The sequence below is a fragment of the Kitasatospora sp. NPDC088160 genome (assembly GCF_044741445.1).
GTDB lineage: Bacteria > Actinomycetota > Actinomycetes > Streptomycetales > Streptomycetaceae > Kitasatospora.
In genome coordinates this window covers 146,465-171,068 of record NZ_JBIUSS010000018.1, presented here as the reverse complement: position 1 = coordinate 171,068, position 24,604 = coordinate 146,465, and the positions used below count along the sequence as shown (strand labels likewise).

General features: G+C 71.6%; 23 protein-coding genes. 13 read left to right on the top strand and 10 right to left on the bottom strand.

Annotation, left to right across the window (positions count from 1 at the left end; translation table 11 throughout):
• Positions 1–770: 770 nt before the first annotated feature.
• On the top strand, positions 771–914 hold the full coding sequence (locus ACIOGZ_RS26995) for a hypothetical protein (RefSeq protein ID WP_400987696.1): 144 nt from the start codon (positions 771–773) through the stop codon (positions 912–914).
• A gap of 290 nt (positions 915–1,204) precedes the next feature.
• Complete coding sequence (locus tag ACIOGZ_RS26990) at positions 1,205–2,866, top strand: hypothetical protein (RefSeq protein ID WP_400987694.1); 1,662 nt, start codon at positions 1,205–1,207, stop codon at positions 2,864–2,866.
• Between the two features lie 557 nt (positions 2,867–3,423).
• Here the strand turns inward: ACIOGZ_RS26990 and ACIOGZ_RS26985 are convergent.
• From ACIOGZ_RS26985 to ACIOGZ_RS26965, 5 genes are all read right to left on the bottom strand, one after another.
• A complete protein-coding gene (locus ACIOGZ_RS26985) occupies positions 3,424–3,966 on the bottom strand; it encodes a nitroreductase/quinone reductase family protein (protein WP_400987692.1) in 543 nt (180 codons plus the stop codon).
• A 204-nt stretch (positions 3,967–4,170) separates the two neighbouring features.
• On the bottom strand, positions 4,171–5,367 hold the full coding sequence (locus ACIOGZ_RS26980) for an ABC transporter permease (RefSeq protein ID WP_363632602.1): 1,197 nt from the start codon (positions 5,365–5,367) through the stop codon (positions 4,171–4,173).
• Entirely contained in the window at positions 5,364–6,074 is a 711-nt protein-coding gene (locus tag ACIOGZ_RS26975; protein ID WP_363632604.1) for an ABC transporter ATP-binding protein, read from the bottom strand. The genes ACIOGZ_RS26980 and ACIOGZ_RS26975 overlap by 4 nt, the downstream gene beginning before the upstream one ends.
• Positions 6,071–7,162 carry an efflux RND transporter periplasmic adaptor subunit gene (locus ACIOGZ_RS26970; RefSeq protein ID WP_400987689.1) on the bottom strand — a complete coding sequence of 364 codons (1,092 nt, stop codon included), beginning with the start codon at positions 7,160–7,162 and terminating at the stop codon, positions 6,071–6,073. The genes ACIOGZ_RS26975 and ACIOGZ_RS26970 overlap by 4 nt, the downstream gene beginning before the upstream one ends.
• Entirely contained in the window at positions 7,152–7,643 is a 492-nt protein-coding gene (locus ACIOGZ_RS26965) for a hypothetical protein (RefSeq protein ID WP_400844834.1), read from the bottom strand. The genes ACIOGZ_RS26970 and ACIOGZ_RS26965 overlap by 11 nt, the downstream gene beginning before the upstream one ends.
• A 187-nt stretch (positions 7,644–7,830) precedes the next feature.
• Between ACIOGZ_RS26965 and ACIOGZ_RS26960 the strand changes: the two genes are divergently transcribed.
• The 5 genes from ACIOGZ_RS26960 (at position 7,831) to ACIOGZ_RS26940 (ending at position 12,793) form a co-directional block, all read left to right on the top strand.
• Complete coding sequence (locus ACIOGZ_RS26960; protein WP_363587242.1) at positions 7,831–8,496, top strand: response regulator transcription factor; 666 nt, start codon at positions 7,831–7,833, stop codon at positions 8,494–8,496.
• 89 nt (positions 8,497–8,585) lie between these two features.
• Complete coding sequence (locus ACIOGZ_RS26955) at positions 8,586–9,758, top strand: ATP-binding protein (RefSeq protein ID WP_363587256.1); 1,173 nt, start codon at positions 8,586–8,588, stop codon at positions 9,756–9,758.
• Between the two features lie 268 nt (positions 9,759–10,026).
• The gene (locus ACIOGZ_RS26950) at positions 10,027–10,722 is read left to right on the top strand and encodes a response regulator transcription factor (RefSeq protein ID WP_363587241.1); all 696 of its coding nucleotides are present in this window, start codon (positions 10,027–10,029) and stop codon (positions 10,720–10,722) included.
• Entirely contained in the window at positions 10,719–12,311 is a 1,593-nt protein-coding gene (locus tag ACIOGZ_RS26945; RefSeq protein ID WP_363587240.1) for a HAMP domain-containing sensor histidine kinase, read from the top strand. The genes ACIOGZ_RS26950 and ACIOGZ_RS26945 overlap by 4 nt, the downstream gene beginning before the upstream one ends.
• A complete protein-coding gene (locus tag ACIOGZ_RS26940) occupies positions 12,308–12,793 on the top strand; it encodes a GerMN domain-containing protein (RefSeq protein WP_363587239.1) in 486 nt (161 codons plus the stop codon). The genes ACIOGZ_RS26945 and ACIOGZ_RS26940 overlap by 4 nt, the downstream gene beginning before the upstream one ends.
• A gap of 201 nt (positions 12,794–12,994) precedes the next feature.
• Here the strand turns inward: ACIOGZ_RS26940 and ACIOGZ_RS26935 are convergent, their stop codons facing one another.
• The 5 genes from ACIOGZ_RS26935 to ACIOGZ_RS26915 all read right to left on the bottom strand — a co-directional run bounded on the left by ACIOGZ_RS26935 (position 12,995) and on the right by ACIOGZ_RS26915 (position 18,771).
• A complete protein-coding gene (locus tag ACIOGZ_RS26935) occupies positions 12,995–14,233 on the bottom strand; it encodes an acyltransferase (protein ID WP_363587238.1) in 1,239 nt (412 codons plus the stop codon).
• 55 nt (positions 14,234–14,288) lie between these two features.
• Positions 14,289–15,146, bottom strand: a complete 858-nt coding sequence (locus tag ACIOGZ_RS26930) for an SGNH/GDSL hydrolase family protein (RefSeq protein WP_400987686.1) — start codon at positions 15,144–15,146, stop codon at positions 14,289–14,291.
• 353 nt (positions 15,147–15,499) lie between these two features.
• Positions 15,500–15,874, bottom strand: coding sequence for a transglycosylase SLT domain-containing protein (locus ACIOGZ_RS26925; protein ID WP_363587236.1), 375 nt, complete (start codon positions 15,872–15,874; stop codon positions 15,500–15,502).
• A gap of 739 nt (positions 15,875–16,613) precedes the next feature.
• Positions 16,614–17,105 carry a signal peptide protein gene (locus ACIOGZ_RS26920; protein WP_363587235.1) on the bottom strand — a complete coding sequence of 164 codons (492 nt, stop codon included), beginning with the start codon at positions 17,103–17,105 and terminating at the stop codon, positions 16,614–16,616.
• A gap of 1,126 nt (positions 17,106–18,231) precedes the next feature.
• Positions 18,232–18,771, bottom strand: a complete 540-nt coding sequence (locus ACIOGZ_RS26915; RefSeq protein ID WP_363587230.1) for a hypothetical protein — start codon at positions 18,769–18,771, stop codon at positions 18,232–18,234.
• A 300-nt stretch (positions 18,772–19,071) separates the two neighbouring features.
• Between ACIOGZ_RS26915 and ACIOGZ_RS26910 the strand changes: the two genes are divergently transcribed.
• The 6 genes from ACIOGZ_RS26910 to ACIOGZ_RS26885 all read left to right on the top strand — a co-directional run bounded on the left by ACIOGZ_RS26910 (position 19,072) and on the right by ACIOGZ_RS26885 (position 24,479).
• Entirely contained in the window at positions 19,072–20,841 is a 1,770-nt protein-coding gene (locus ACIOGZ_RS26910) for an MOSC domain-containing protein (RefSeq protein WP_400987683.1), read from the top strand.
• Between the two features lie 193 nt (positions 20,842–21,034).
• Entirely contained in the window at positions 21,035–21,730 is a 696-nt protein-coding gene (locus ACIOGZ_RS26905) for a type 1 glutamine amidotransferase domain-containing protein (protein ID WP_363633202.1), read from the top strand.
• 79 nt (positions 21,731–21,809) lie between these two features.
• Positions 21,810–22,262, top strand: a complete 453-nt coding sequence (locus ACIOGZ_RS26900; RefSeq protein WP_400987681.1) for a nuclear transport factor 2 family protein — start codon at positions 21,810–21,812, stop codon at positions 22,260–22,262.
• Between the two features lie 180 nt (positions 22,263–22,442).
• A complete protein-coding gene (locus ACIOGZ_RS26895) occupies positions 22,443–22,847 on the top strand; it encodes a contact-dependent growth inhibition system immunity protein (protein WP_363587226.1) in 405 nt (134 codons plus the stop codon).
• 485 nt (positions 22,848–23,332) lie between these two features.
• On the top strand, positions 23,333–23,725 hold the full coding sequence (locus tag ACIOGZ_RS26890) for a ribosomal protein L7/L12 (RefSeq protein WP_400987679.1): 393 nt from the start codon (positions 23,333–23,335) through the stop codon (positions 23,723–23,725).
• Between the two features lie 346 nt (positions 23,726–24,071).
• Entirely contained in the window at positions 24,072–24,479 is a 408-nt protein-coding gene (locus tag ACIOGZ_RS26885) for a hypothetical protein (RefSeq protein WP_400987677.1), read from the top strand.
• Positions 24,480–24,604 lie beyond the last annotated feature (125 nt).

The following is a 24,604-nucleotide window of genomic DNA, read 5'->3' as shown; positions in this document are numbered from 1 at the left end:
GGCGGCTTCTCGTGCTCACCCATTTTGCTGCCCCTTCGGTCGTGTGCCGGACACGGTCGGCCGCCCATCCTCGCGCACCTCCACGCCACGCGGTAGACGGCGTGCAGGAGCACCCACGGGGCGCGCACGAGAGCGTCCGCCGCGCCCACGGGTCTTGGGTTCCAGCGGTCGACGCTCAGTCCTCCGAATCGGCGCTGCTCCGGTCGGCGTCCCGACGGAGGTCGGGCATCCCGAGGTGGACGGTAGACGGTTGCGCTGCACGCTCGCACATGGCCTCCAGCTTCTGCGCGGCGGCGGCCAGGGTGTCTCGATGGCGGCGACCTCGCCGAACCATCCCTGCTCCTTTGCCCCCTGGAGGCGGTCGACGAGGTTGGCGTGGATCTCCTGAAGGCGTGGCATCTGGGCTGGGTCCACCAGAAGTAGGGGCATCCGATACAGGCGTTTTGGGCCTCACTGCTTTCCACCACGGCTCCAGCGCGGGGCAGTTGGGCCCGACCTTCCATCTCGGCCGGGCCGGCCTGCTCGTCCGCGCAGACGTTGGCGATCCAGTGCCGCAGCTTGTCGCCTTCGCGGTTGGTCGTGATGATCACGAAGGTGCGGACGCGACCGGCGGCGGCCGTGAGCCCGGGTGAACGGGCGAGCAGTGCTTTCAGCTGCTGCTGGTCATCCTCGCGCAGGTGGCCGGGGTGGCCCATGATCCAGCGGGTGGCTTCGCGGGGCGAGGGAGGCCGTGCCGTCGGGGGTGTGGTCGCCCCGGACCGGCGGCCGGGATGCGGTGGAAGGACGTAGTCGCGCAGGGTGCGGCGGCGTGCGCCGCGTTCGCCGAGCTCACCGAGCTCACCGTGGAGTCGGGAGAGGTCCGTGCAGCCCTCGACTGCGCGGGCGACCTCTGCCTCACTGGACTCGCCTCCTGATCAACGCCACTCAACGACGCACTGTAGAGCAGCACTTGGCCGGAACCCGGTGAAGGAGAACGAGCGGGCAGGCCGGAACGGGCCTGGCCGGTTCCGGCCTGCCCAAGGTCCTTTCGAGGCTCCTGACCGGTGGTGAGACTGGTGACCGCCGCCAGGGAGCACCTGCCCGGGGCAGCACACCGGACCAGGTGTCACCGACCGCTGCTCCTGCAGGGCAGCCGTCACCTCCCGGTGTGCGCTCAGCGCCACGCACGGCCCGATCCCACCCCTTCCTCCCTGCTGGAGCTGTCATGCCTTCGAACGCCTCCAAGCTGCTGCGCGTCACGCTCGCCGCCGCCATCGCCGCCTCCGGTGCCGTGGTCGTCACGGCCGTCACCGCCGGGAGTTCGTACGCGGCGACGACCTCCTCGGTCGGCGGCCAGATCACCCGATCGGAGATCCTCGCCCGTGCCCAGTACTGGTACGGCAAGTCCATCGGCTACGACCAGGGCGGCTCGTACCCGGACTCCTCCGGCCGCTCCTACCGCACGGATTGCTCGGGCTATGTCTCGATGGCCTGGCACCTCGGCACCAGCGCCAACACGCAGGGCCTCGCGGACAGCTTCACCTACCAGATCAGCCGCAGCGATCTGATGCCGGGCGACATCCTGAACTCGTACTACGACCACGTCATCCTCTTCGAGAAGTGGGACGACGCCGCCCGCACCACCTTCTCGTACTACTCCTTCGGCAGCACACCGGTGAAGCACCGGACCGGGGTCTCGATCAACGCCGCGGCCCTCGACTCGCACCCGAACGGCGACTACAAGGCACTGCGCTACAAGAACGTCGTCAACGACCCGGCGCCGGGTTCGGCGTGGGTGCCGGCGGTTGGTGACGGTAGTTCGGTGAGTGGTGTCGACGGCACGGCCTACACCTTCACCCGCAGCGTCGACGGTCATCTTCAGGGGACTGCCAGGTATCCGACCGACAAGTGGGCGACCGTCGACCTCACCAATGTCGTGGGCACTCCGATTTCGGCGGGTGGCGCGCCGAGTGCGTTCGCGATGAAGAACGGTGTCACCGGCGTGGCCAGCGCCAACGCCGCCAACGGCCACCTGCAGATCACGTATCGCGACGCCGCCGACAAGTGGGCCACCAGCGACCTCACCAACCAGGTCGGTACGCCGGTCACCGGGGGTGCGGTCCGTGCCACGACGGATCCCGATGGCACTCTCGCGATCTATTCCCGTGGTTCGAACGATGGCGGGCATCTGAGTCTCACCGCTCTCCAGCCGAACGGGAGTTGGGCCACCGTCGACCTCACCAACGTCGTCGGCACCCCGATATCGGCGGGTGGGGCGCCCGCGACCTTCACCCAGAAGAACGGGACCGTCGGTGTGGCCAGCGCGAATGCCGCCAACGGCCACCTGCAGATCACCTACAAGGACGCCGCCGGCCAGTGGGCGACCACCGACCTCGCCAACCAGGCCGGCACACCGGCCACCGACGGCGCGCTCAGTGCCACGACCGACTCCGACGGCACCCTCATGATCTACTCCCGCAGTGTCGACGGTCATCTCCAGGGGACCGCCAGGTATGCGAACGGCCAGTGGGCAACGGTCGACCTCACGAACGTCGTCGGTACCCCGGTCTCGGCGGGTGGCGCGCCCAGTGCTTTCACCATGAAGAACGGTGTCACCGGCGTGGTCAGTGCCAACGCCGCCAACGGCCACCTGCAGATCACCTACAAGGACACCGCCAACCACTGGGCCACCACCGACCTCACCAACAAAGTCGGCACCCCGGTAACCGACGGCGCCCTCAGCGCCACCACCGACCCCGACGGCACCCTCGCCATCTACTCCCACGGCTCGACCGACGGCGGCCACATCAACCTCACCGCCCTCCAACCCAACGGCCAATGGGCCACCGTCGACCTCACCAACATCGTCGGCACCCCCGCCAGCTGACCCACCACCCGAACCGAGATCGCAACGGCCCGGCCCTCCTCATGAGGGCCGGGCCGTCCGGCGTGGACGGGCGGAACCCCGCCCGCAGAGCAAGGCATCGGCGGCGGAATCGAGCCAGAAGTTCCGGCTGCCCCCCCCAGCGAGAGGGCATTGTGCTGAGGCCGTTGCCGTTGGTACGGCTTCCCGGACCCGCTCGGGGGTTCGAGCCCGGGAAGCCTCCCTCCACGGTGCCGGTAGCGGCCGCCGACAGCGCGCGGGGCTACGCCATGACGTCGACGGCCGGTGGGGTGGCCTGTTCCGGCGGCGAGGGCTCGGCTGCGCCGGTGGGTCCGCGCAGCAGGGAGGGAGGGGGCGGGAGGCGGGCACCGCCCCGAAGTGGCCGGCGGGTCGCAGGTAGCGCCGACCGGACTCCCGTCCGCGTTATCGCCGCAGGGAAAAACACCCCAGCCGGTATTTTCGAAGACCCTCGCAGGTACGACGATTCGGCACGGCAGGTCGAAGGGCTCGGGCGGGTGGGCGATTTCTGACCGTCCGGGTCCCGCCCGAGCCGTTCGGGGTCAACGGCCGGCGGTCTCCGGCTCCAACACGAAGACAGGGACCACCCGGTCCGTCTTCGTCTGGTATTCGGCGTAGTCCGGCCAGACCTCGACCGCGCGGGACCACCACAGCTCCCGCTCCGCGCCCTCGACCTCGCGGGCCGTCATGTCCTGGCGCACGCCGCCGCCCTGGAGCTCGACCCGCGGATGCGCGACCAGGTTGTGGTACCAGGTCGGATTCTTGGGCGCGCCGACGCGACGGACGAGGCCGCGCCGCTCCAGCACCTGGACCTGGACCTGGACCTGTCGCGTGACGTGCGGGCCGACCACCGTGATCCAGCACTCTCCGTATCCACCCTGCGCGGCAGCAGCCGGGCGGCAGGATTCCTCGCGGCTTTCGACCGGCTGCCCGCGCGGCCATCGAGGCTGGTCAGGGGGCTTCTCGGGTGGTGGGGCAGCCCAGCGACGAGTTCTGCCCGCCCGTGCTCTGGTCCTTCTCAAGGATCGCGCCCTTGACCAGTTGCCCACGGATCGACTCGTCGGCGTGCAGGACGGCGTCGGCATCGAGTCCTCGGTGGCGCAGTGACAGAGGTCAAGTAACAGAGGTCAACTGACCCGATGGGGCCGGTCGGATCGAAGCTGTGCCGGTCCGGCCGGCCTCATTGCTGTGCAGAACGTGTCCGGCCCCGACGGAGACGTCGGGGCCGGACACGTTCTGGGCAGGTCGGGTGGATCGGCTCCCAGGAGCACCCCACGCCGTGCCGCCCGCTAGCCGGCGTGGAGGGCGAGGGTCGGGGAGAGTCGGGAGGCCCGGACGGCCGGGTAGAGGCCTGCGACCGTACCGATGAGCAAGGTGGCGGCGAAGCCCCCGGTGACGGCCCACAAGGGGATCACCCAGGGCAGGCCGCCCGAGGCGGCGAAGGCGTAGGTGGCGGCCGCGCCCAGGGCCACGCCGGCCAGCCCACCCAGTCCGGAGAGCAGGAGGGACTCCGTCACGAACTGGAGACGGATCTGGCCCCTGGTGGCGCCCAGGGAGCGGCGCAGTCCGATCTCGTGGCGCCTCTCCAGCACTGAGATGATCATCGTGTTGGCGACCCCGACGCCGCCGACCAGGAGTGCCACCCCGCCCAGTCCGAGCAGGAGGTCGGTGAACGCCCCCTCGGTGGCGGCCTTGGCCTGGAGTGCCGAGGAGGGGTCGGTGACCTGCACGTTGTGCGGGTTCTGCGGGTCGACGGTGCGTGGGATCAGCGCGCGGACGGCGCCGACCGTCTGGTCCGTCGACCGTTCGTAGATCTGGGTCGGGTGGCCGTCGAAGCCCAGCAGCGCGCCGGCGCCGTCCCAGCCGACCAGGGCGGCCCGTTCGATCTCGGGAGCCAGCGGCAGCGGGTCGAGGATGCCGATGACGGTGAAGTACTGGCCGCCGATGTGGACCTGCTGGCCCGGGGCGGCGATGCCCAGGCGCCGGGCCGCGACGTGTCCGAGAACCGTCGACGGGTAGCGCCCGTTGGCCTCGTTGAGCCAGGTGCCCGAGCCGACCGCGCCGCGCACGACGTCCAGCAGTCCTTCGGTGGCGGCCTTCACGGTGATGCCGCCGGTTTCGTCGTTGGGGATCTTCTCACTGCGTCTGACGGACTGCGCCAGGTCCCCGGTCGCGCCGACCTGCTCGACCCCGGGGACGCGGCTCAGCATGCCGATCGACTCCTCGGGCAGCTTCACCTTCTCGCCGAACAGCCCCTGCCCAGGGGATGCCACCAGCAGGTTGGTTCCCAACTGATCGAGCTGCCTGAGGAGTTGGGCCTTACTGGAGGAGGAGATGCCGACCACCGCGATCATGGTGGCGATGCCGATGGCGATGCCCAGCGCGGACAGCACCACCCGCAGCGGCCGGGTGCGCAGGCCGGCCGAGCCGACGTGGAGGACGTCGCGGGGGCCGAGCCGGGCCGGGGAGAGCCGTGTGCGACTCATCGCTCCCCACCCCGATCGGCCGGGTCTGCGGCGCCGGTGCGCAGATCCGCCACGACGCGGCCGTCGCGGATGCGGACCCGGCGTGGCAGGCTGTCGGCGATCTCGCCGTCGTGGGTGATCACCGCGATGGTGGCACCCTCGGCGTTGAGGTCGTAGAGCAGCTCCATCACCGCTTCGCTCGAGGCGGAGTCCAGCGCGCCGGTCGGCTCGTCGGCCAGCAGCAGGTCCGGTTCGCCGACCACCGCCCGGGCGATGGCCACCCGCTGCCGCTGGCCGCCCGACAGCTCGTGCGGACGGTGGTGCATCCGGTCCGCGAGCCCGACCCGCTCCAGGGCCAGGGCCGCGCGCCTGCGGCGCTGGGCGCGCGGCAGGCCCGAGTAGAGCAGGCCCTCGGCGACGTTGTCCCGGGCGCTGACCCCGGCCACCAGGTGGAAGGACTGGAAGACGAAGCCGATGTGCCGGGCGCGCAGGGCGGACAGCCTGCGGTCGGAGAGGGCGGCGACGTCGTGGCCCGCCAGGGTGACGGATCCGGCGCTGGGCCGGTCCAGGGTGCCGACGATGTGCAGCAGGGTGGACTTGCCCGACCCCGAAGGGCCGACGATGGCGAGCAGTTCGCCGCGTCCGATGCGCAGGTCCACTCCGTGCAGCGCCGTGACCGCGCCCGGATACTCCTTGGTGACCTGGTTCAACTCGACCACCGCGCTCATGACTTGGGCACCCCGACCTTCATCCCCTCGGTCAGGTCGGTCCCGCTGACCTCGACCCGGCCCTGTCCGAACATGCCGAGCTGGACCGGGACTTCGCGCACCTTCCCGTTCTCCACGACCTGGACGCCGAAGCCCCCGCCGGACAGCGCGAGCAGTGCGTTGACCGGTACGGTCAGCACGTCCTTGTGGACCTCGCCTTCGAGCTCGACGGTGACGGGCGCCTGGTCGAAGCCCTCCGCCTGCCCCGGGTCGTCGAATACCACCCGGGCGGTGATCTTGGCGGGCTTGTCCGGGGAGCCCTGCTCCTTGCCGTCCTCACCGATGGTGCGGTCCACGGAGGCGACCTTGCCCTTGGCCCTGGCGCCGCCGGGCAGGTCGACCTCGACCCGGGTGCTGGGCTTGGCGAGGTCGGCCCGGGAGACCTCGATCTTGATCTGCACCTGCCGTTCGGCGCCGGTGGCGGTGAGGACCGGCTTGCCGGGAGCTGCCTGGTCGCCGACGGCCGCGTCGTTCTTCTTGATCCGCACCGGAGCGGGTGAGAAGACGATCTGCTCGGGGCCGATCTCGCCGGTCTGGGCCAGGCCGTGGGCCTTCTGCCAGCGCTTGACCGCTTCCGCCGTACCGGCGGTGAACTTCTCGTCCGCGGCCAGCCCCTTGCCGTAGCCCAGGTCGCGGAGGTTCTCCTTCAGCTGTCTGACGTCCGGCCCCTCGTCGCCGGCCTTCAGCGTCCGGTACATCGGGCGCTCGCCGACCATGAGCCGGACCTTCCGGCCGTCGACCTCATAGAGAACCCCGTCGCGTTTCACCACCGCGCCGGCCTCCGGGAGCCAGGTGAGGGTGCCCGGCACACCGGCGTTGATCCGGCGCTCCTCGGCGTAACCGAGGACCCCGTCCACCCTGGTCCGACTGCTCAGGTCCTGCCGCTCCACCGAGCCCGTGCTCGGCGGCAGCCCGTCCGTGCGGTCCACGCCGGCGTTGCCGCCGCCTCCGGTCCGCGAGAGGGCCGTGACCCCGCCCGCCAGCGTGACCGAGGTGGCCAGCACGGCGATCAGGTACGTCCGGCGGCTGCGCCCGCGCTCACTGCGCATTCTGACCACTGCACGCCTTGTTCGCCTGGTCGAACCTGTCCTTCTCGGCGCCCTCCGGGATCTTCATCGCCGATCCCGACATCGCCGAGTCGCCGTCGAACTTCGGGTCCGGCATGTCCACACCGTTACCGCGCATGCACCGGGCGAATTCGAGGGCCTTGTCCTTGTCGGCCTGGGACATCTTCGCGCCACCCGCGCCACCGACTCCCCCGCAGGCCTTGAGGGCTTCCGCCATCTTGTCCTGGCCGCCCTCCAGGACCATGGCCCGCGGGTCCTGGCCCGGCTCGGGCTCCTTCACCTGGGCGCCGTGTTCGCGCAGACACTTACGGTGCTCGTAGGCCTGGTCCGCCGCCGCGCCCGTGCCCGACGAGTCCGAGCCGCCGCCCCCGCCGGAGCCCGTGGCGCCTCCGCCGCAGGCCGTGGCGAACAGCGCGATCCCCGCCACCAGCGCGGCCGCCGCGCCGTACCTGTGGTTCCGCATGTGGTTCCGCATGGAATTCCTCCGTGTCCGATGACGAGTGGCCGATGACCAGTGGCCGATGACGAGTGGCCGATGACGAGTGGCCGACCGCTCCGGCCACGCAGAGGCTGGCACGCACCCGCATTTCGCCGCTGTCAGCCGAGACCTTTACGGCGACGAAAGGTGGGTCTCAGGTACACCTGGTGTCATGCGTGTACTGATCGTGGAGGACGAGGAATTCCTGGCGGACATGATCGCCGAGGGATTGCGGCGCGACGCCCTGGCCGTCGACGTCGTGTACAACGGCGCCGACGCGCTGGAGCGGCTGAGGCTCACCGACTACGCCGTGCTCGTACTCGACCGCGACCTGCCCGGGGCGCACGGCGACGAGGTGTGCCAGAGCGTCGTCGAGCAGCGGCTGCTGACCCGGGTGCTGATGCTCACCGCCTCCGGTACCGTCCGCGACCGCGTCGACGGCCTGGACCTGGGCGCGGACGACTACCTCACCAAGCCGTTCGCCTACGAGGAGCTGCTGGCCCGGGTCCTGGCGCTCGGCCGCCGCACCCACCCCGCCCTTCCGCCGGTCATCGAACGTGCGGGCATCACCCTCGACACCGCTCGCCGCCAGGCCTTCCGGGAGGGCCGCTACCTCGCCCTGTCCCGCAAGGAGTTCGGCGTACTGGAGGTGCTGATGCAGGCCGAGGGCGCCGTGGTCTGCGGTGATGACCTGATCGAGCAGGTGTGGGAGCGGAACATGGGATACCGCACCAACGCGGTTCGGGTCGTCCTCAGCAAACTCCGCGCCAAGCTCGGCGAGCCCTCGGTCATCGACACCGTGCCCGGCCACGGCTACCGCATCGGCGTCCCGGCATGAGGCGCTTCGCCTCGGTCGGCCTGAACCGGCCTCCGCTGCCCGGCCGACCACGCCCGCGGCTGCCGGGCGGGGAACGGGGCCGGCTGACCATGCTCTACGGCGGGCTGCTCGTCCTCGCCGGGGCCATGCTCATCTTCCTGGTCAACTTCCTGGTCCGGGAGGGCCTGTACACCTCGATCAGCACGGCCGTCGCCGTCGAACCGCGACTGGCCACACTGGCGACCCCGGACCCCGCCGCGGCGAAATCCCTCACGATGGGAACCGCTTCACCCGCGAACGCTCCACCCGGAACCGCCCCCGCCGACGGCGGACAGTCCCACTTCCAGGCCGTCAAGGTCGTCACCCAGGCCGCCGAGCAGGCAGCCCAGAACCAGCTGCTGACCGTCTCCCTGATCGCTCTGGCCGCCTTCGCCGTCATCTCGGTGGCGCTCGCCTGGTGGATGTCGGGGCGGGTGCTGCGCCCGGTGGCGGTGATCACCAACACGGCGCGGCGGCTCTCGGGTGAGAACCTGCACGAGCGGATCGCCCTCGACGCACCCCCGGGCGAGCTCAAACAGCTCGCCGACACCTTCGACGCCATGCTCGACCGCATGGAACAACTGGTGGGTGCGCAGCAGCGGTTCGCGGCCAACGCCGCGCACGAACTGCGGACTCCGCTCGCGGTGCAGCGGGCCGCGGCCGAAATCGGGCTGGCCACCGAGGATCCGGCCGCCGTCGCCCGGGTCCGCCGCAAACTGATCGAGGTCTCCGAGAGCAGCGAACGGCTCATCGAGGGCCTGCTGTTGCTGTCCGTCTCCGACCAGAGGCTGGACCGGCGCGAACCGGTCGCACTGGACGAGCTGGCCCGCGCGGTGGCCGCCGAGTGCGACGCCTCGCAGGAAGCCCGGGAGAACCGCGTCACCGTCCGGACCGACACCGCCCCCGTGTCCGTCGAGGGTGATCCGGTGCTGCTGGCACACCTGGTGCGCAACCTGGTCGGCAACGCCCTGCGCTACAACCACGACGGCGGCCGGGTCGAGGTCGGCGTGCACGACGGTGTCCTGGAGGTCGCCAACACCGGTCCCCAGGTGCCGCCGGAGACCGTCCCCTATCTCTTCGAGCCCTTCCGCCGCCTCCGGGAGCGTCGGCACAGCCCGGGTGAGGGCGCGGGCCTGGGCCTGTCCATCGTCGCCTCCATCGCGCGCGCCCATCACGCCGTCGTCACCGCCGTCCCCGCCGGCACGGGCGGACTGCGGGTCCGGGTCGAGTTCCCCACGACCTGATCCGCCGGCCCGGGGGCCCGGGCGCGGAGCAGCAGATCCGCAGGGCGGGGGCACTGCTCGGGGAAACTGAAGGTGTAGCCGTTGGACGTGGGGTTCCTCACGCGTTGGCGGGGGTGGCGACTGTTCGGCGGAGTCGCCACGGCGACGGAACCACCGTCCGTCGCGCGGTTTCCGGGCCTGTGAGCTGCGTATGAGCGTTTCGCAACAACCTCACCGATCCCTGCTCCACGGCCTCCTGCGCAGGTCGGAGGGCCGGATACTGGTGGATATGTCACGGGTACTGCTGATCGAGGACGACGCGTCGGTGCGCGAGGCGCTGGCCCTGGGCCTGCGCCGCCAGGGCCACGAGGTGCGGATGGCCGCCACCGGCGAGGACGGCCTGGAGCAGGTGTTCCGGGAGCCTCCGGAGATCGTGGTGCTGGATCTGATGCTGCCCGGGATCGACGGCTTCGAGGTGTGCCGGCGGCTGCGCACGCACGGGAGTGTCCCGGTGATCATGCTGACCGCGCGAGGGGACGACATCGACACCGTCCTCGGCCTGGAGTACGGGGCCGACGACTACGTGGTCAAGCCCGCGCAGTCCAGGGTCCTCGACGCCCGGATCAAGGCCGTCCTGCGCCGCACCACCAACGTGTCCCCCGCGCCCGGGGTGGCCGAGGCGGTGCGGGAGGTGCACGGCGACCTGGTGCTGGACCGGGCCGCGCTGACCGTCGCCAAACGCGGCACCCCGCTGCCCCTGGCACCCGGCGAGCTGCGCCTGCTGCTGGAGCTGTCCGCCGCGCCGGGCCGGGTCTTCAGCCGGGAGCAGCTGCTGGACTCCGTCTGGGGCCTGGGCCGCCAGGAGGACATCCGCCTGGTCGACGCCGGGGTGAACCGGCTGCGCGCGAAGCTGGAGGACGACCCCTCCGTGCCCCGCTACCTCCAGACCGTGCGCGGTTTCGGCTACCGATTCGGCCCCCTGTGACCACCCCGCCGCACACACCGGAGCACCCCTCGGCCGAAACCCGGACGCGCGGAGCCGCGAACGGCACCGCCCGTGCCGACGACCGGCCGGACCGCCCCGACGCCTCCCGCTTCCTCCGGTGGCGCCGGGCCGTCCTGGGGCTGCGTCCGCGGATGCTCGCCGCGTTCGTCGCCACCGCCGCCGTCAGCGCCCTGGCCACCTCCGCACTCACCTACCAGGCCGCCACCGGCTCCACCCTCGACCTGACCCAGGACACCGCCCTGGACGAGCTGCGCCGCCGCGTCGACGTCCTGGCCCCCGCCCTGCCCTTCCCCCCGACCCAGGCCGAACTCGACCGCCTGTCCCTCCGGCTCTCGGGCACCGGCGGCTTCCGCGACTGGCACGTCCTGGCCCGCTACGGCGCCGCCCACTCCGAGTGGACCGCCGCCGTCACCATCCCGGCCGCCCTCCAGGACACCGTCGGCTCGGGCCACGGCGCCTTCCAGCGATTCACCGCCGACGGGCACTCCTGGCTCGCGGTCGGCGTCCCCGTCACCCACACCACCCACACCACCGCCGGCCCCGCCACCCCGGCCGCAAGAGCCGGCGACCTGTCCGGGCTGACCGTCTACGCCCTCCTGCCCCTGGACCGCGAACAGGAGGCCACCAGCACCCTGCTGGCCGCCGCCACCGGCGCCGGCGTGTTCGCCGCCGTACTGGCCGCCGGACTCGCCCTGCTCGCCACCCGCCAGGTCCTGCGCCCCGTCCGCGCCCTGGGCGACGCCGCCCAGGCCCTCGCCCAGGGACGGCTCGACACCCGCCTCGCCGTCTCCGGTCACGACGAACTCGCCCAGCTGTCCAAGACGTTCAACCACACCGCCCGCACCCTCCAGGGCACCATCGAGGAGCTTCGGGCGGTCGAGAGCCAGGGCCGCCGGTTCGCCGCCGACGTCTCCCACGAACTGCGCACCCCGCTGGCCGCCATGGCCGCCGTCACCGACATCCTCGACGAGGACGCCGAACACCTGCCCGCCGACACCGCGACCGCCCTGCGCATGATCAGCAACGAGACCGGCCGCCTCACCCGCCTGGTCAACGACCTCATCGAGATCTCCCGCATGGACGCCGGCGCCGCCCCGCTGCGCACCGAGGACGTGGACGCCGCGGAAGCCGTACGCGCCACCCTCGACCTGCGCGGCTGGAGCGACCGGATCGAGCTGGACCTGCCCGCCGCCCTGCCCGTCCGCCTCGACGCACGCCGCTTCGACGTCATCGTCGCCAATCTGGCCGGCAACGCCCTGCGCCACGGCCGCCCGCCCGTACGCCTCACCCTCACCACCCGTGACCCGCGGCCGGGATCCGACCTGGTGCTGACCGTCACCGACCGCGGCCCGGGCATCCCGCCCGCCGAACTCCCGCACCTGTTCGACCGCTTCTACAAGGCCGACAGGGCCCGCACCCGCTCCGAGGGCAGCGGGCTCGGCCTGGCCATCGCCCAGGAGAACGCCCGCCTGCACGGCGGCTTCATCGAGGCCGCCAACGCCCCCGGCAGCGGCGCGGTGTTCACCCTCGTCCTGCCCCGCGGACCCCTGACGAAGGACGCCCCATGACCATCCGCCTCCGCTCGACCGCCGCAGCGGCGCTGCTCCTCACGGCCTGCGGCTGCGCGATCCCCGACACGGCGGGCGCGGTGAAGTCGGGCAAGCCCGCCACCGGGATCGAGTCCGGCACCCGGCTGTACTTCCTCAGCCCCCAGGGAATCCGCCTGACGATCAGGCCGGGCACCGAACGCGAAGGCCTCCAGCAGACCCTGGACGCCCTCATGGCAGGCCCCACCCAGACGGAGCAGCACACCGGTCTCGGCACCGCCCTGCCCGCCTCCGGCAAGGTCACCGCCGCCGGCGAGGACGGCACCGTCACCCTGCGCCTGTCCTGGCCGACCTCCGCGCTGAGCCCCTACGCCATCCAGCAGCTGGTCTGCACCGCCGAGGACGCCCCCGCGACCACCGCGACCGCCCCCCGGATCGCCGTGGTCAGCAGCGACGCCCCCGGACCGGTCTTCGCGCAGTGCGACCTCCACCACACCGGCTGAAGCCGACGGAACCCGACCTGGAAGGTCGCACGAGGCCTCGCCACACACCTCGGTGAGGACGCCCGCCCGGGCTCAGCGAGCCGGATCACCGGCACCGGCTGCCTACCTGTCTGCCTGCCTGCCCGCCCGCGACGGTCTGGGACAGGTCCCGAAGCCCGGCCCGAACGCACGCAGGCACAGCGCGGATCCGGCCACCGCGCCTCAGGGAAGGGACAGTTGGGTGACGTCCACGACGGCACCCGGCGCCGTCGGCGCGATCAGCGGCAGCACCAGCCACAGTGCGGCGAGCGCGCCCAGGGTGCTCACGGCCGCCAGGACCCCGGGGCGGCCGCGGGCCCAGCGGGCCCGGTAGCGGACGGGGTCCTCCAGCAGTGCCTTCAACCCGGCCGCGACCGCCACCGCCAGCCCGCCCAGCCACAACATCCGGGCCCAGCCCTCCAGGCGGGGACCAGCGTGGTCCAGGAGCAGGATCAGCGGCCAGTGCCACAGGTACAGGCCGTACGAGAGCCCGCCCAGTACCGTCAGCGGGCGCCAGCTCAGCACCCTGCCCAGCGGGGACGCCGGGACGTGCGCGAGCAGGGCGATCAGCGCGGCCGCCGCCGCCGAGTGCAACAGCAACCCGCCGCGGAACAGGACGAGCTGCCCCGTCCCCGAGGCCAGCGCCCACCCGGCGGCCAGCAGGCCCGCCGGGATCAGCGCCAGCCGGCCCGCGGCGGGCCCCGGCAACCGCGCCACCCGCAGCCGCACCGCCGGAGTGGCCGCGAGCGCGCCGAGCAGCAGGGCGAACACCCGGGTGTCGGTGCCCTCGTAGACCCGGGTGGTGTCCATCGGGTCGACGAGCAGCGCCATCAGCGCCGCGGACACCAGCGCACCGACCAGCGCCACGCCGGCCACCGCGACGGCACCCGCGGTCCGGCGCAGCCGCAACAGAAGCAGCACCAGCGGTGGCCACAGCAGGTAGAACTGCTCCTCCACCGCGATGCTCCACAGGTGGGTGAACACCCGGGTCGGGTTCGCCTGGAAGTAACCGACCTGCGCGTCGATGAAATGCCAGTTCGCGAGGTTGGCCACCACCCAGGGGGCGTCCTGGTGCGCGAAGCGGGCCATGGCCGCCGTGCCCAGCACGGAGGCCAGCACCATCGCCGAGCCCAGGGCCAGGGCGAGGGCGGGCATCAGCCGCCTGGCCCGGCGGCCCCAGAAGGCCGCCAGGTCGATCCGGCCGCCGTTCTCCCCGGCCTCCCGCAGCAACAGCCCCGTGATGAGGAAGCCGGAGAGCACGAAGAACAGGTCGACCCCCAGGAACCCGCCGGGGAAGTCCCCGAGGTGGAACAGGAGGACCCCGAGGACGGCCAGCCCGCGCAGGCCGTCCAGGGCCGGGACGTGGGAGCGGCGGGAGCCGGAGCGCGCGGCGGTCCCCGGGCCCGGCCGGCGGCGGGACACGCGCGCGTTCCCCCGCCGGGCCGTCGGCGAGGCGGTCTTCATCTCGGACACCGGCTCAGGCGCAGTTCAGCTGGGCGAACACATCCGACTTGGTCCAGTCGCCGTTGGCCCAGCTCTTGGGATCGGCGGGCGAGAACCCGGCCAGCTTGCCCACCTCGGTGGTGAACCACTGCGCGAACCTCGCCGTGCCCTGCTGGCAGGAGTGCGTCCTGTCGTTCGAACGCTGCGCCTGCGGGGCCTTGAAGTCGGTGCCCCACAAGGCGGAGGCGTCGAGGAAGAAGGCATCGCCGGGGTGCGCGGCGACGGCCGCCTTCGCCGCCCCCGGAGCGGACTCGATGTCGGCCCTGTGCGGGGCGTAGAAGTCATCGCCCGTGTCGAACGGCGGAGTGGTGACGATCACCAGACGGGCACCCGCGGCCTTGACCGTGTCGATCAGCTTCTCGTACGCCTGCTGCTGCGCCTGCGGGCCGCCCCAGTCGTAGGTGGTGATCTGGTAGGCCACCAGCTCGGGGCGGACCGACGTGAGCCGGGAGGCGACGTCGCCGCTGGACATCGCCACCGGTCCGACCGCTGCGCCGCCGCCGTCGGCGGCGACGGAGGTGAGCTCGATGCCGGTGGACTTGAGCGCGGCGGCCAGCGGCAGCGCCTCCCCGACCGCGATGGAGTCCCCCATCCACAGGATCCTTGAGGGCTTCTTCAACCCTCCGGCGCCGGGCACCGACGACGGCCGCTCCGCGCCGGCCCCGGCCTTCGCCGGCCCCGGGCCACCCCCGTCCGCGGCCGGGGAGCTTCCGCAGGAGGTCAGGGCGAGGGCGCCGGCGAGGACGGCAGCGCAGAGGATGCCACCCCGGCGCAGGCCGCGGCCAACGGCGTGGGTGTCGTGGTCATGGGACGTTCGGTGTTCGTAGGTCATGCGGAAGAAGCTAGGAGACCTCTTTTCGCGCCGTTTGACCGTTGTGTCACCGCGGTTCGACGGCCTCATGAGCATCCCGTAACCGACGTCCCCGAGAGGCGGGTCCAACGCGTCCACACGGCGTGGCCGGTGCCGATGACGAACACCTCCCGGCAGCCGTCACGGAAGTGGTACGTCGCCGTGCCGCCACGGCAGGCGCCGGCACAGGTGCGCTGCTGCCGATCGTGTGTTTCGAACGGCCCGGAGACGGCACGAGGGCCTGTTCCCGCGCAGATGCGCGGGAACAGGCCCTCGTGGGTCACTCCGGTTGCCCCTGTCCGGCCCCCGGGGTGAGGGGAAGCCGAGTGGTCGGCTTAGTACCAGTGGTTGGCCTGCCAGAAGTTCCAGGCCGCGTTCGGGCTGCCGTAGCGGGTGTTCATGTAGTCCAGCGACCACTTGATCTGGGTGGACGGGTTGGTCTTCCAGTCCGCGCCGGCCGAGGCCATCTTGGAGGCCGGCAGCGCCTGGCCCAGACCGTACGAGCCCGAGCTCGGGTTGGTCGCCGTGACGTTCCAGCCCGACTCGTGGGAGATGATCTGGCTGAACGAGGCCAGCTGGTCCGCCGGCACGATCTGCGCGGCGATGGCCTGCGGGGAGGCGTCCGCGGCCGAGGCGACGGCGGGGACCACGGCGGCACCCAGGGCGGTCACACCGGCGGCACCGGCAAGAATCACGGCAGTGGTACGCATACGGAACTTGAAAGCGGGCATATAGAGCAAGACCTCAATCAGTTGGGCCGGCGTCACTCCCCGCCTCGACCGTGGCCGGACAGGGGCCGAACGGTCGCGGGGTGTGACTCGGCGGTAAGCCGTTCACCGGTGGGACAGGAGCCGGTGTGGCTGGCGATGAATGCCAAGTTGCCAGACCGGATCGGCGCTCGCCAAGACCCCTCCGCTACGATCCGCCGTCGTAGCGAAGCGACCGGCACTGGTTCGAGAGGCGGGCCGCCCGGAGCGCGCCGACCCCGCTCCGCCTGCACAAACACCCCCCAATAACCCACCAAACAGTTGCAAAATAGTGCAAAACGGACACCACTATCCGTCGTCGTACGCCGCATTCACATGTGAGCGCACTCACGGCCCCAACCCCGGCGCCATCACCGACCGGCCCGCCGCCACCACGCCGAGTCACCGCCGATCGGCCGCCATTGAGACCGCCACCACACCCGGCCGACGCGGGAACGGCACCACAGGGCGTCGCCACAGCTGGCGGCCCCCTGGCCGGCAGGGCGGCGGTCGGGCAGGGCGCGAAGCCGTCACGGGATCCCGGCCGGGCCACCGAGACGCCCGTCCGTCCCGCCGGCATACCCCGCTCCGAAGACGTCCCGGCGTCGTTCGTGGCCGGGTGCGAGTCGCCAGGCATCTCGACGCGGCCCATGCGGCCCATGCGACCCATGCGACCCATGCGGCCGGCGAAGCCCCGAGGGTTTCAGGCGTACAGCGCGATCCTGGGCTGGACCGTGCCCGGGCCGGCCTTGACGACGGTGAGCCGGTACCGCTGGGTGAGGGTGTGATGGCTGTGGAGGACCAGTTTCGCCCGGGTGAGGTCCGTGTACAGCGTTCCGGTCTGGCTGGCCAGCCGCACGGTCCTCCAGTGGCCGCCGGTCAGGACCTCGAGCTTGATGTCCGTCGGGGCGAGGAAGGGCCCGTCGTCCGGTGACTCGACGAGGATCTGCGGGGCGACGGTCCGGTCCGCCGACGAGTCGTTGCGGTAGGTGACAGTCATCGGGTGCGCCGCGTGGTCGGACGGCAGCGGCCGGTCGGGCAGGCCGACGAACGAGACCGGCGCGACAGCGGCCACCACCTGCGGGGCGAGGACCCCCGTGGCGAGCGCCGGCGACGGCATCGTGAACGGCGCGGCCAACACGGCGGCGAGGGCGGTCGGGGCCAGAGCCCGGCGGAGGACCTTCCAGGTGGGCATGGCGTCTCCTTCGGTCATCGACGGCGCTCCCGGGAAGTTCACCGGCGACCGGGCGATCACCCGCCCACCGAGCGCATCCACGGCTGGACGGACTGCCGCCGCCGGGCAGCCCGGACCGTACCCATCCACCCTGCACACCAATGGCCCAACGCGCATCCGCACCGGACCGGCGGCCCCGCCCAGGGCCATCCAGGAACGAGCACTGCAAGCAGGCCAGGTCACACCTTCGGGCCCCTCACCGGACGGCAAGAAGCACCGGCCACCGCGCTGGTGGCCGATGCTTCGCCCCGTCGGACCCCGGGTTGCTCCACCAGTGCTCGCGGTGGTCGCAGCGCATGTCGTACCCCGGCGGGAAGGGCGTCACTACGGGTGCAGGTGACGTGCCCCGGTCACCGGTGACGACGGCACCGACCGTGGCCCTGTTGAACACGGCCACGGGCCACTGACGGCTGACCCCGTACCACGGCAGATCGCCCTGTCCACGAGTACGGGCGCTCATCCGCAGGTTCACCTCTCCTCACAACAAAGCGCCCCGCACCCTCGCGCGACAAGGCACAAGCGACACGGGACGCCTGACGAAAAATCATGACACCCACAATTGGACGCCCATACCCAATCGCTTCGAGGTAGCGAGACGATGAGAAACCCCATGTCTCGCAACACCCCGCGCGAGCCGACGAGGAACCGGCATCCAAGCAGGTCACCGCCTGGTCCTGGAATCCTTCCCGGCCCCGCCCCGCACCTCCACCAGCGCAACCGCCGACCGCATCGGCAGCCTCATCGTCGGCGAGGAAGGGAAGTCCCCGCTCGGGGCATGGCTTTCGGACAGGCGCGGCCAGCACGCGGCCGGTGAATTGGCGCGTCACCGGGTCGACACGCGATTTCTTCGCGATCTGCGTGGCACCGGGGAACATGCCCGTGTTGGACCACACCTGCCATGTAGATGGCGCCGAACACCCGTAGCAGGCGGCACTCCACGGGCGCGCACTGGTCCTCGTACGCCGATCGCGGGCCACCGCTTTCTGATCCTGGGTCACACCTCGCCATGGTCGCGATGTGTACCGTCATCATGCCCGGACCCGGCCACCACCTCGCCGACCAGCACCAGCATCGGCCGGATCGCGAACTACAGCTGTCGTGAGAACACGGAAACCCTGCTCAGCAACCAGAAAGCGCTGCTGGTGCCAAGGCCGTAGGCGAGGTGGGCGGTCAGATCATCACCCAGCGTCTTGGCATCGTATGTCCAGATGGGTTTGTAGAGTCCCGCGATCGGAAGCACCACGTATCCGCTGAGCCACACGAGCGCACCGTACGGGAGCCCGTAGAGGACGTGGGGCTTGCGCAGCGAGGCACTGACGGCGCCGTAGAAGGCCGCGTTGCCCACTCCGTAAGCCCAGTGCATGAACGTGCTGACGGGGAACGCCGCGCTGTCCGGCAGCTCGCGCCGGGTGAAGGCCTCGACCAGGCGCTTTCCGACCTGCCCTGGGTCCGGCGCCTCCTGCCAGGTGCGGACCGGGGCGAACTCCCAGTGCAGGGCGTTGCGTTCGCCACCGACCCGGCGCTGGCGCAGGAACCGCGCGGCGTCCATGCAGACGGTGCCGACCACTCCCGCCGCCAGGCCCGCACCGACAGCGCCAAGCGGGGTCAGCTGCTTGCGAGTGCGCATAGGTCGATCGCTCCCGATCCCGGTTCTTTCAGAAGCCGGCGCTCTGGCCGCCGTCGACGCACAGGATCTCGCCGGTGACGAACGGGGCCTGTTCGAGGTGCATGATCGTCGAGGTTCATGATCGCCTCGACGACGGCGGCGTACCCGCGCCTGCGGCACACGTCCGGCGGCGGCGCCCACCGGTTTTCACTCTACTCGTCGCCGCGCCCCGGCGCCGCGCAGAGTTCTTCGGGTGCGGCCGGCGGCCGACCGTACGACGCTGGAGGAACCGGCCTGTCGAGCGCGGGAGGAGCACAGGTCATGGCCGTTCTGATCGCCGTGAACGTCGGCATGCCCAAGGACGTCCCCTGGCAGGGCAGGACCACCCGCACCGGCATCTGGAAGCACCCCGTCGCCGGGCCCGTGATGGCGCGCCGGCTCAACCTGGACGGCGACGGGCAGGGTGACCTCACCGGGCACGGCGGCGAGCAACGTGCCGTACTGGTCTACCAGTTGAGCTCCTACCGCCATTGGCAGGAGCACCTGAAGCGGGACGACTTCACGTACGGCCAGTTCGGCGAGAACCTCACCGTGGACGGACTCGCCGACGACGAGGTGTGCATCGGTGACCGCTACGGGATCGGCGGTGCGGTCTTCGAGGTCACCCAACCCCGCGTGACGTGCTACCGCGTGGGGTTGCGGCTCGGCGAGCCGCAGATGGCCGCCCTGCTGGTGTCCCATCGCCGCCCAGGCTTCTACATGCGGGTGCTGACCGAAGGGCGGGTGCGGGCCGGGGACGAGATCGTGAAGATCGCCTCGGGCCCCGAGGAGATGACCGTCGCGGAGATCGACGCGCTGCTCTACCTGCCCGGCCACGCCCGGCCACAGCTCGAACGGGCCCTGCGCATCACCGCGTTGAGCCCCGGCTGGAAGACGTCGCTGCGAGCCCTGCTCGACGACGCGGACCGCGGCTCCGGCGCCGCGGGTGGAAACCGCGGGCTGACCACCAGCAGCCCGCCGCCGGCCTGGCCCGGGTTCCGTCGGCTCGAAGTCTCCCGCATCGAGCCGGAGAGCGCGGGCATCTTCTCGCTCACTCTGGCGGCGGTCGACGGCGAGCCCCTCCCCGCCGCTCTGCCGGGGCAGTTCCTCACGGTCCGCCTGCGGCCGGACCCCCAGGCCTCCCCGGTCATCCGCAACTACTCGCTCTCCGGCCGGCCGGGCGCCGAAACGTACCGCATCAGTGTCAAGCAGGAGCCGAACGGTGTCGCCAGCACCTACCTGCGCCAGCACGTGAAGGTGGGTGACGTCCTCGATGTCGCCGCCCCGCGCGGCACGTTCCTGCTCACGGACGCGGACACTCCGGTCCTGCTGCTGTCCGCCGGTGTCGGCGCCACCCCGGTCCTGGCCATGCTGCACGCCCTGGCCGCGGAGCACTCGCAGCGCGCGGTGTGGTGGCTGCACGCGGCCCGGGACGGCGAGAACCACCCGTTCGCCGACGAAGTGCGCGCACTGCTCGCCCAGCTGCCCGCAGGCCGGTCGTTCGTCTCCTACAGCCGTCCGTCCGGCGTAGACCGCCCGGGTTTCGACTACACGGTCAGCGGGCGGTTCAGTCCCGAGCGGATCCGCGGCCTGGAGCCGCCTCCGGACGCCGACGCCTACATCTGCGGACCGAACGCGTTCATGCGGGACATGACCGGAGCCCTTCAGGCCTGCGGCCTGCCGTCCTCCCGGATCCACACCGAGGTCTTCGGGGCCACGTCCGCCGTCACCCCCGGCGTGCTGACCGGACCCGCCCGGGCACCGCACCAACCGGCCGCTCCTCCCGCCGGCCGCCCGGGACCGTCCGTAGCCTTCGCGCGCACCGGGCTGATCGTCCCCTGGCACCCTGACTACGGCACGCTGCTCGGACTCGCCGAGGCGTGCGACGTGCCCGTACGCTGGTCCTGCCGCACCGGAATCTGCCACACCTGCGAGACCGCGCTCCTCTCCGGCCACGTCGAGTACGCCCCGCAGCCCCTGGAGCCCCCCGCCACGGGAAGCGCGCTCATCTGCTGCTCGACGCCCCCGGCCGACGTGGTCCTGGACATGTGACCGGAGGTGTCCGTGACCGGGGGCGCTACCGCCGACGGAGCACCGGGTTGCGCGCGGTCGGCGCAGCTGCCTAGCGTGGTTGCGTGGGGCGAGGGGAGGAGACCGGCGGGGCGGGTCGGTTGCGTGGGACATCCCGCCGTGGGGCATCCCGCCGAACCCACTCCTGGCATGTGTCCGAGAGGGGATCTCTGCCATGGCAAAGGTGCTTTTCATCGTCAGCGGAGCCACCTACTGGGTGTTGAAGGACGGCACGCGGCACGCGACCGGCTACTGGGCCGAGGAGTTCGCGAACCCGTACAAGATCCTCGCGGACGCCGGTCACGAGGTCGTCGTCGCGACGCCCAACGGTGTGACGCCGACCGTCGACATGATGAGCCTGCGCCCCGAGATGGTCGGCGGAAACGACAGCGCCCTGGAGCTGGAGGCCGTCATCCGTTCCGCCGAGGTGCTGCGTCGACCGCTACAGCTGTCGGACGTGCGTCTGGAGGACTACGCCGCGGTCTACCTGCCGGGCGGTCACGGTCCGATGGCGGACCTGGCGTGGGACGCCGACGTGGGGCGGCTGCTGACCCGGCAACTGGCCTCGGGCAAGCCGCTGTTCATCGTCTGTCACGGTCCCGCCGCGATGCTGGCCACCAGGATCCACGGCGAGTCGCCGTTCAAGGGCTACCACATCACCTGCTTCACCGACGAGGAGGAGGACGGCGTCGGACTGGCCTCCAGGGCGCCGTGGCTGCTGGAGACCGACGTGAAGGCGAAGGTCGGGGTCGACTTCAGCCGCGGTCCGGTCTGGGAGCCCTACATGGTCGAGGACCGCAACCTGGTGACCGGACAGAACCCGGCCTCGGCCGCGGTCCTCGGGAACCGGATGCTGGAGATCCTCAAGTGACCAGTCCTGGAGCGATCCGGCCCAGGCACGCGCCCGCGTCGCAGGACATGGGGCACGTGGTGTTCCGAGCGAAAGGGCCATGACGGTGGAAGCGACGGTTGCCCGGGCCCTGCTGGACCGGCACTGGGCCGCATCGAACAGCGGCGACGCGGACGCGGAACACGACATCTACGCCGACGACGTCATCGTCGAGTACCCGCAGTCCGGCGAGGTCATCCGCGGCAGGAGCAACATCCAGGCACTGCGCACCCAACATCCCGCGGTCCGGACCTTCACCGTGCGCAGGATCCTCGGATCCGGCGACCTCTGGGTGACCGAGTTCGTGCTCACCTATGACGGCAAACCCACGCAGACGGTGAGCATCATGGAGTTCTCGGCAGGCCGCGTGGTGCGGGAGACGCAGTACTTCGCCGACCCGTTCGACCCGCCGGCCTGGCGGTCGCAGTGGGTCGAACCTGGGGAGCGATCCGCCGCTGGTCCGCGGCCGCGACCTCGAACACACCCGAACTCGCCGAGCGCGCCGAGGCAGTAGCGGCGACACGGGCAGCCCCCATGGGGCACCGGTCAGCGGCGACGGCCACAGCCAGCGCCTCGTTGGGGCAGCCGGCGGCCAGCTGCTCCGTCGCCTCCCGCTACCGGGCGGCAACGGTCAGGCCCCAGCGGGTCCTCAGTCTGACTGCGTTTGGGATGTGAGGCGTGGGACGATCGGCCGGTGACTCGACTCGTAGACCCTGGCCGTTCCCTGGAGGAGCTTGAACGCGACCGTTGGCCCGCCACGCCGGCTTACACGAGCCATCTCGTCGCGACGGTGCATGCGCTTCGGCGTCGGCCAATCTGCGAGCTGACCGTCGAGGATATGCGTCTGCTGATTGGACAGGACGTGGGCCTTGCTCATCTCCTGCCGATGGCCGTGGAGGTACTGCGAGACAACCCGATGGCAGAGGGCGACATGTATGAGGGCGACCTGCTGTCCGCCGTACTCACCAGGAGTTCAGCGGTCTGGCGCGAGTGGCCCGAGCTTGGACGGAAGCTCGGCGTGATCGTCTCAGGGTTGGCCGATCTGCCGCCTTCCTTGATGGAGAAGGCCGCGAGGTTTCTGGCTCTGCTTCCCTGCTGACGTGGGTCGAGGCCAGGCTCCTCTCGTAGTCACGCGGCGACGATGAATCGCTACCTTCTCGCCCGTCAGCCATGGGAGAGCGGTCGTCCGACGCGCGCTGCGGGCAGGCAGCCTCACGCCCCGGAAGCCCGTGGAGGGCCGTCCTGGTGCGCGAGCTCCGCTACAGCTCCGAGCGCTTGCGTTCAGCCGCGCGGGAGGGGCGGCGCCCCCTCCGCCGGGTCGAAGTCCAGTCCGTCGACGAGGTCGCCGTACCGGGGGGGAGCCGGCCACCGGCGGCGTGCTGACGCCGAGGTACTCGTCCAGCTCGCCGCCGTAGTACGTGACGAAGTCACGGTAGTCGGCGGGAAGGCGTACGGCACGGCTCACCGGGGTGCGGCCGGGTGTCGGGGTCTGACGGCGCGCCCGGTGTGGAAAACCGGTGGCCGGGCTCGGGCCCGGGCGGTTGACTGGCACCGGACACGACACTGACCGACCAAGGGGGGTTCGTGGAGGATCCGCAGTTCACGATCGTGGTGAACGGTGGCTCGCCTGGCGGGGCGACGGCCCTGAAGGCGGTACGTGCGGTCACCGGCCTGAGTCTGTGGCACAGCAAGCGGCTCCTGGACAGCGCACCGGCCACCGTGCGGGAAGACGTTCCGTTCGAGATCGCCGCCACCGCGGCCCGCCAGCTGCGCCGGGCCGGCGTACCTGCCTCCGTCCGGTGTGACTGGTGCCGGCGCACCCTGCCCGACGACGGCACCCCCGTCGACCGCGGGCCCTGCACCTCCTGGGCCTGGCCCACCGCCCACTGCCAGGCCAACTCCCTCACCACCTGCGACTGCGGCTACTGCACCGCCTACGGCCCCCTGCCCGGACACACCGCCCACCACGGCACCTGAGCCCCCTGTCACCTGTACACAGGCCAGGCGCATCGGGGCGACGGTGGCCTACGGTCCTGGCTGTCGCAGCGCGACGAGACGGGGTGGGACGGGAGCCAGGCCGGGTCGCGAGGCCGCCGGGCTATCTACAGGCCGCCGCGTGCGCGCGATCTGAGTCAACTTCCTTACCAGTTAGCACTGATGATGTATGGTCAGGTCAGTTTTGCAGGTCCCGGCGGTGACACTGCCAGCGGCGCCGGCCCCGGCGTATCACCCCGGGGAAGGACTCCGGGATCGACTTGCCGTCCGGCCGGTCCGTACCGTCGTCGACGGTGTGGGAGCAGCGATCGGCGTTGGAAGGGGCATCATGAACGGCAGGATCGTGACTGCGCTCGGCGTACCCGCACTGCTCGCGGGGGTGGTGCTCGGTGCGGCCCCGGCGCACGCCGGCACCGGGGTGCGGGTCGACGGCGCGACCGTTTCCGGTGGCGCCTCGGCGACGGTGAACGTCACCATCGCGTACTCCTGCGACGCCGGCGGTCTCGTCGCGTCCGCGACCGTGACCGCCGAGGACCGTGCGTCCGGCGCCCTTGGCTACGCCCGCTTCACCCCGAACTGCACGGGCGCGAATGTCCAAGTGACCGTCCCGGTCACGACTTTGAACCAGAGCCGCTACGTCGCGGGTGACACGGCGGCCGTCCGGGCCTCGCTGCTCGACGCGACCGACACCGAGGTGGTCGGGACCATCACCCGGCTCACCGTCGGCACCGCGTAGCCGGGCCGACGGCGGGCGGGGGGGGGGGGGCCGGGGGGGGGGGGGGGGGGGGGGGGGGGGGGGCGCCGCCGGGGGCGGGGGGGCGGGGGGGGGGGGGGGGGGGGGGGGGGGGCGGGGGGCCGGGG

Coding starts and splice junctions, on each gene's coding strand:
- ACIOGZ_RS26925 (WP_363587236.1), bottom strand. CDS start 15,874: ATGCGTACCACTGCCGTGATTCTTGCCGGTGCCGCCGGTGTGACCGCC.
- ACIOGZ_RS26915 (WP_363587230.1), bottom strand. CDS start 18,771: ATGCGCACTCGCAAGCAGCTGACCCCGCTTGGCGCTGTCGGTGCGGGC.
- ACIOGZ_RS26900 (WP_400987681.1), top strand. CDS start 21,810: ATGACGGTGGAAGCGACGGTTGCCCGGGCCCTGCTGGACCGGCACTGG.
- ACIOGZ_RS26990 (WP_400987694.1), top strand. CDS start 1,205: ATGCCTTCGAACGCCTCCAAGCTGCTGCGCGTCACGCTCGCCGCCGCC.
- ACIOGZ_RS26940 (WP_363587239.1), top strand. CDS start 12,308: ATGACCATCCGCCTCCGCTCGACCGCCGCAGCGGCGCTGCTCCTCACG.
- ACIOGZ_RS26905 (WP_363633202.1), top strand. CDS start 21,035: ATGGCAAAGGTGCTTTTCATCGTCAGCGGAGCCACCTACTGGGTGTTG.
- ACIOGZ_RS26920 (WP_363587235.1), bottom strand. CDS start 17,105: ATGCCCACCTGGAAGGTCCTCCGCCGGGCTCTGGCCCCGACCGCCCTC.
- ACIOGZ_RS26985 (WP_400987692.1), bottom strand. CDS start 3,966: ATGCCGACGCCGTCCTGCACGCCGACGAGTCGATCCGTGGGCAACTGG.
- ACIOGZ_RS26970 (WP_400987689.1), bottom strand. CDS start 7,162: ATGCGCAGTGAGCGCGGGCGCAGCCGCCGGACGTACCTGATCGCCGTG.
- ACIOGZ_RS26980 (WP_363632602.1), bottom strand. CDS start 5,367: ATGAGTCGCACACGGCTCTCCCCGGCCCGGCTCGGCCCCCGCGACGTC.
- ACIOGZ_RS26975 (WP_363632604.1), bottom strand. CDS start 6,074: ATGAGCGCGGTGGTCGAGTTGAACCAGGTCACCAAGGAGTATCCGGGC.
- ACIOGZ_RS26965 (WP_400844834.1), bottom strand. CDS start 7,643: ATGCGGAACCACAGGTACGGCGCGGCGGCCGCGCTGGTGGCGGGGATC.
- ACIOGZ_RS26955 (WP_363587256.1), top strand. CDS start 8,586: ATGCTCTACGGCGGGCTGCTCGTCCTCGCCGGGGCCATGCTCATCTTC.
- ACIOGZ_RS26910 (WP_400987683.1), top strand. CDS start 19,072: ATGGCCGTTCTGATCGCCGTGAACGTCGGCATGCCCAAGGACGTCCCC.
- ACIOGZ_RS26960 (WP_363587242.1), top strand. CDS start 7,831: ATGCGTGTACTGATCGTGGAGGACGAGGAATTCCTGGCGGACATGATC.
- ACIOGZ_RS26995 (WP_400987696.1), top strand. CDS start 771: ATGCGGTGGAAGGACGTAGTCGCGCAGGGTGCGGCGGCGTGCGCCGCG.
- ACIOGZ_RS26930 (WP_400987686.1), bottom strand. CDS start 15,146: ATGACCTACGAACACCGAACGTCCCATGACCACGACACCCACGCCGTT.
- ACIOGZ_RS26885 (WP_400987677.1), top strand. CDS start 24,072: ATGAACGGCAGGATCGTGACTGCGCTCGGCGTACCCGCACTGCTCGCG.
- ACIOGZ_RS26950 (WP_363587241.1), top strand. CDS start 10,027: ATGTCACGGGTACTGCTGATCGAGGACGACGCGTCGGTGCGCGAGGCG.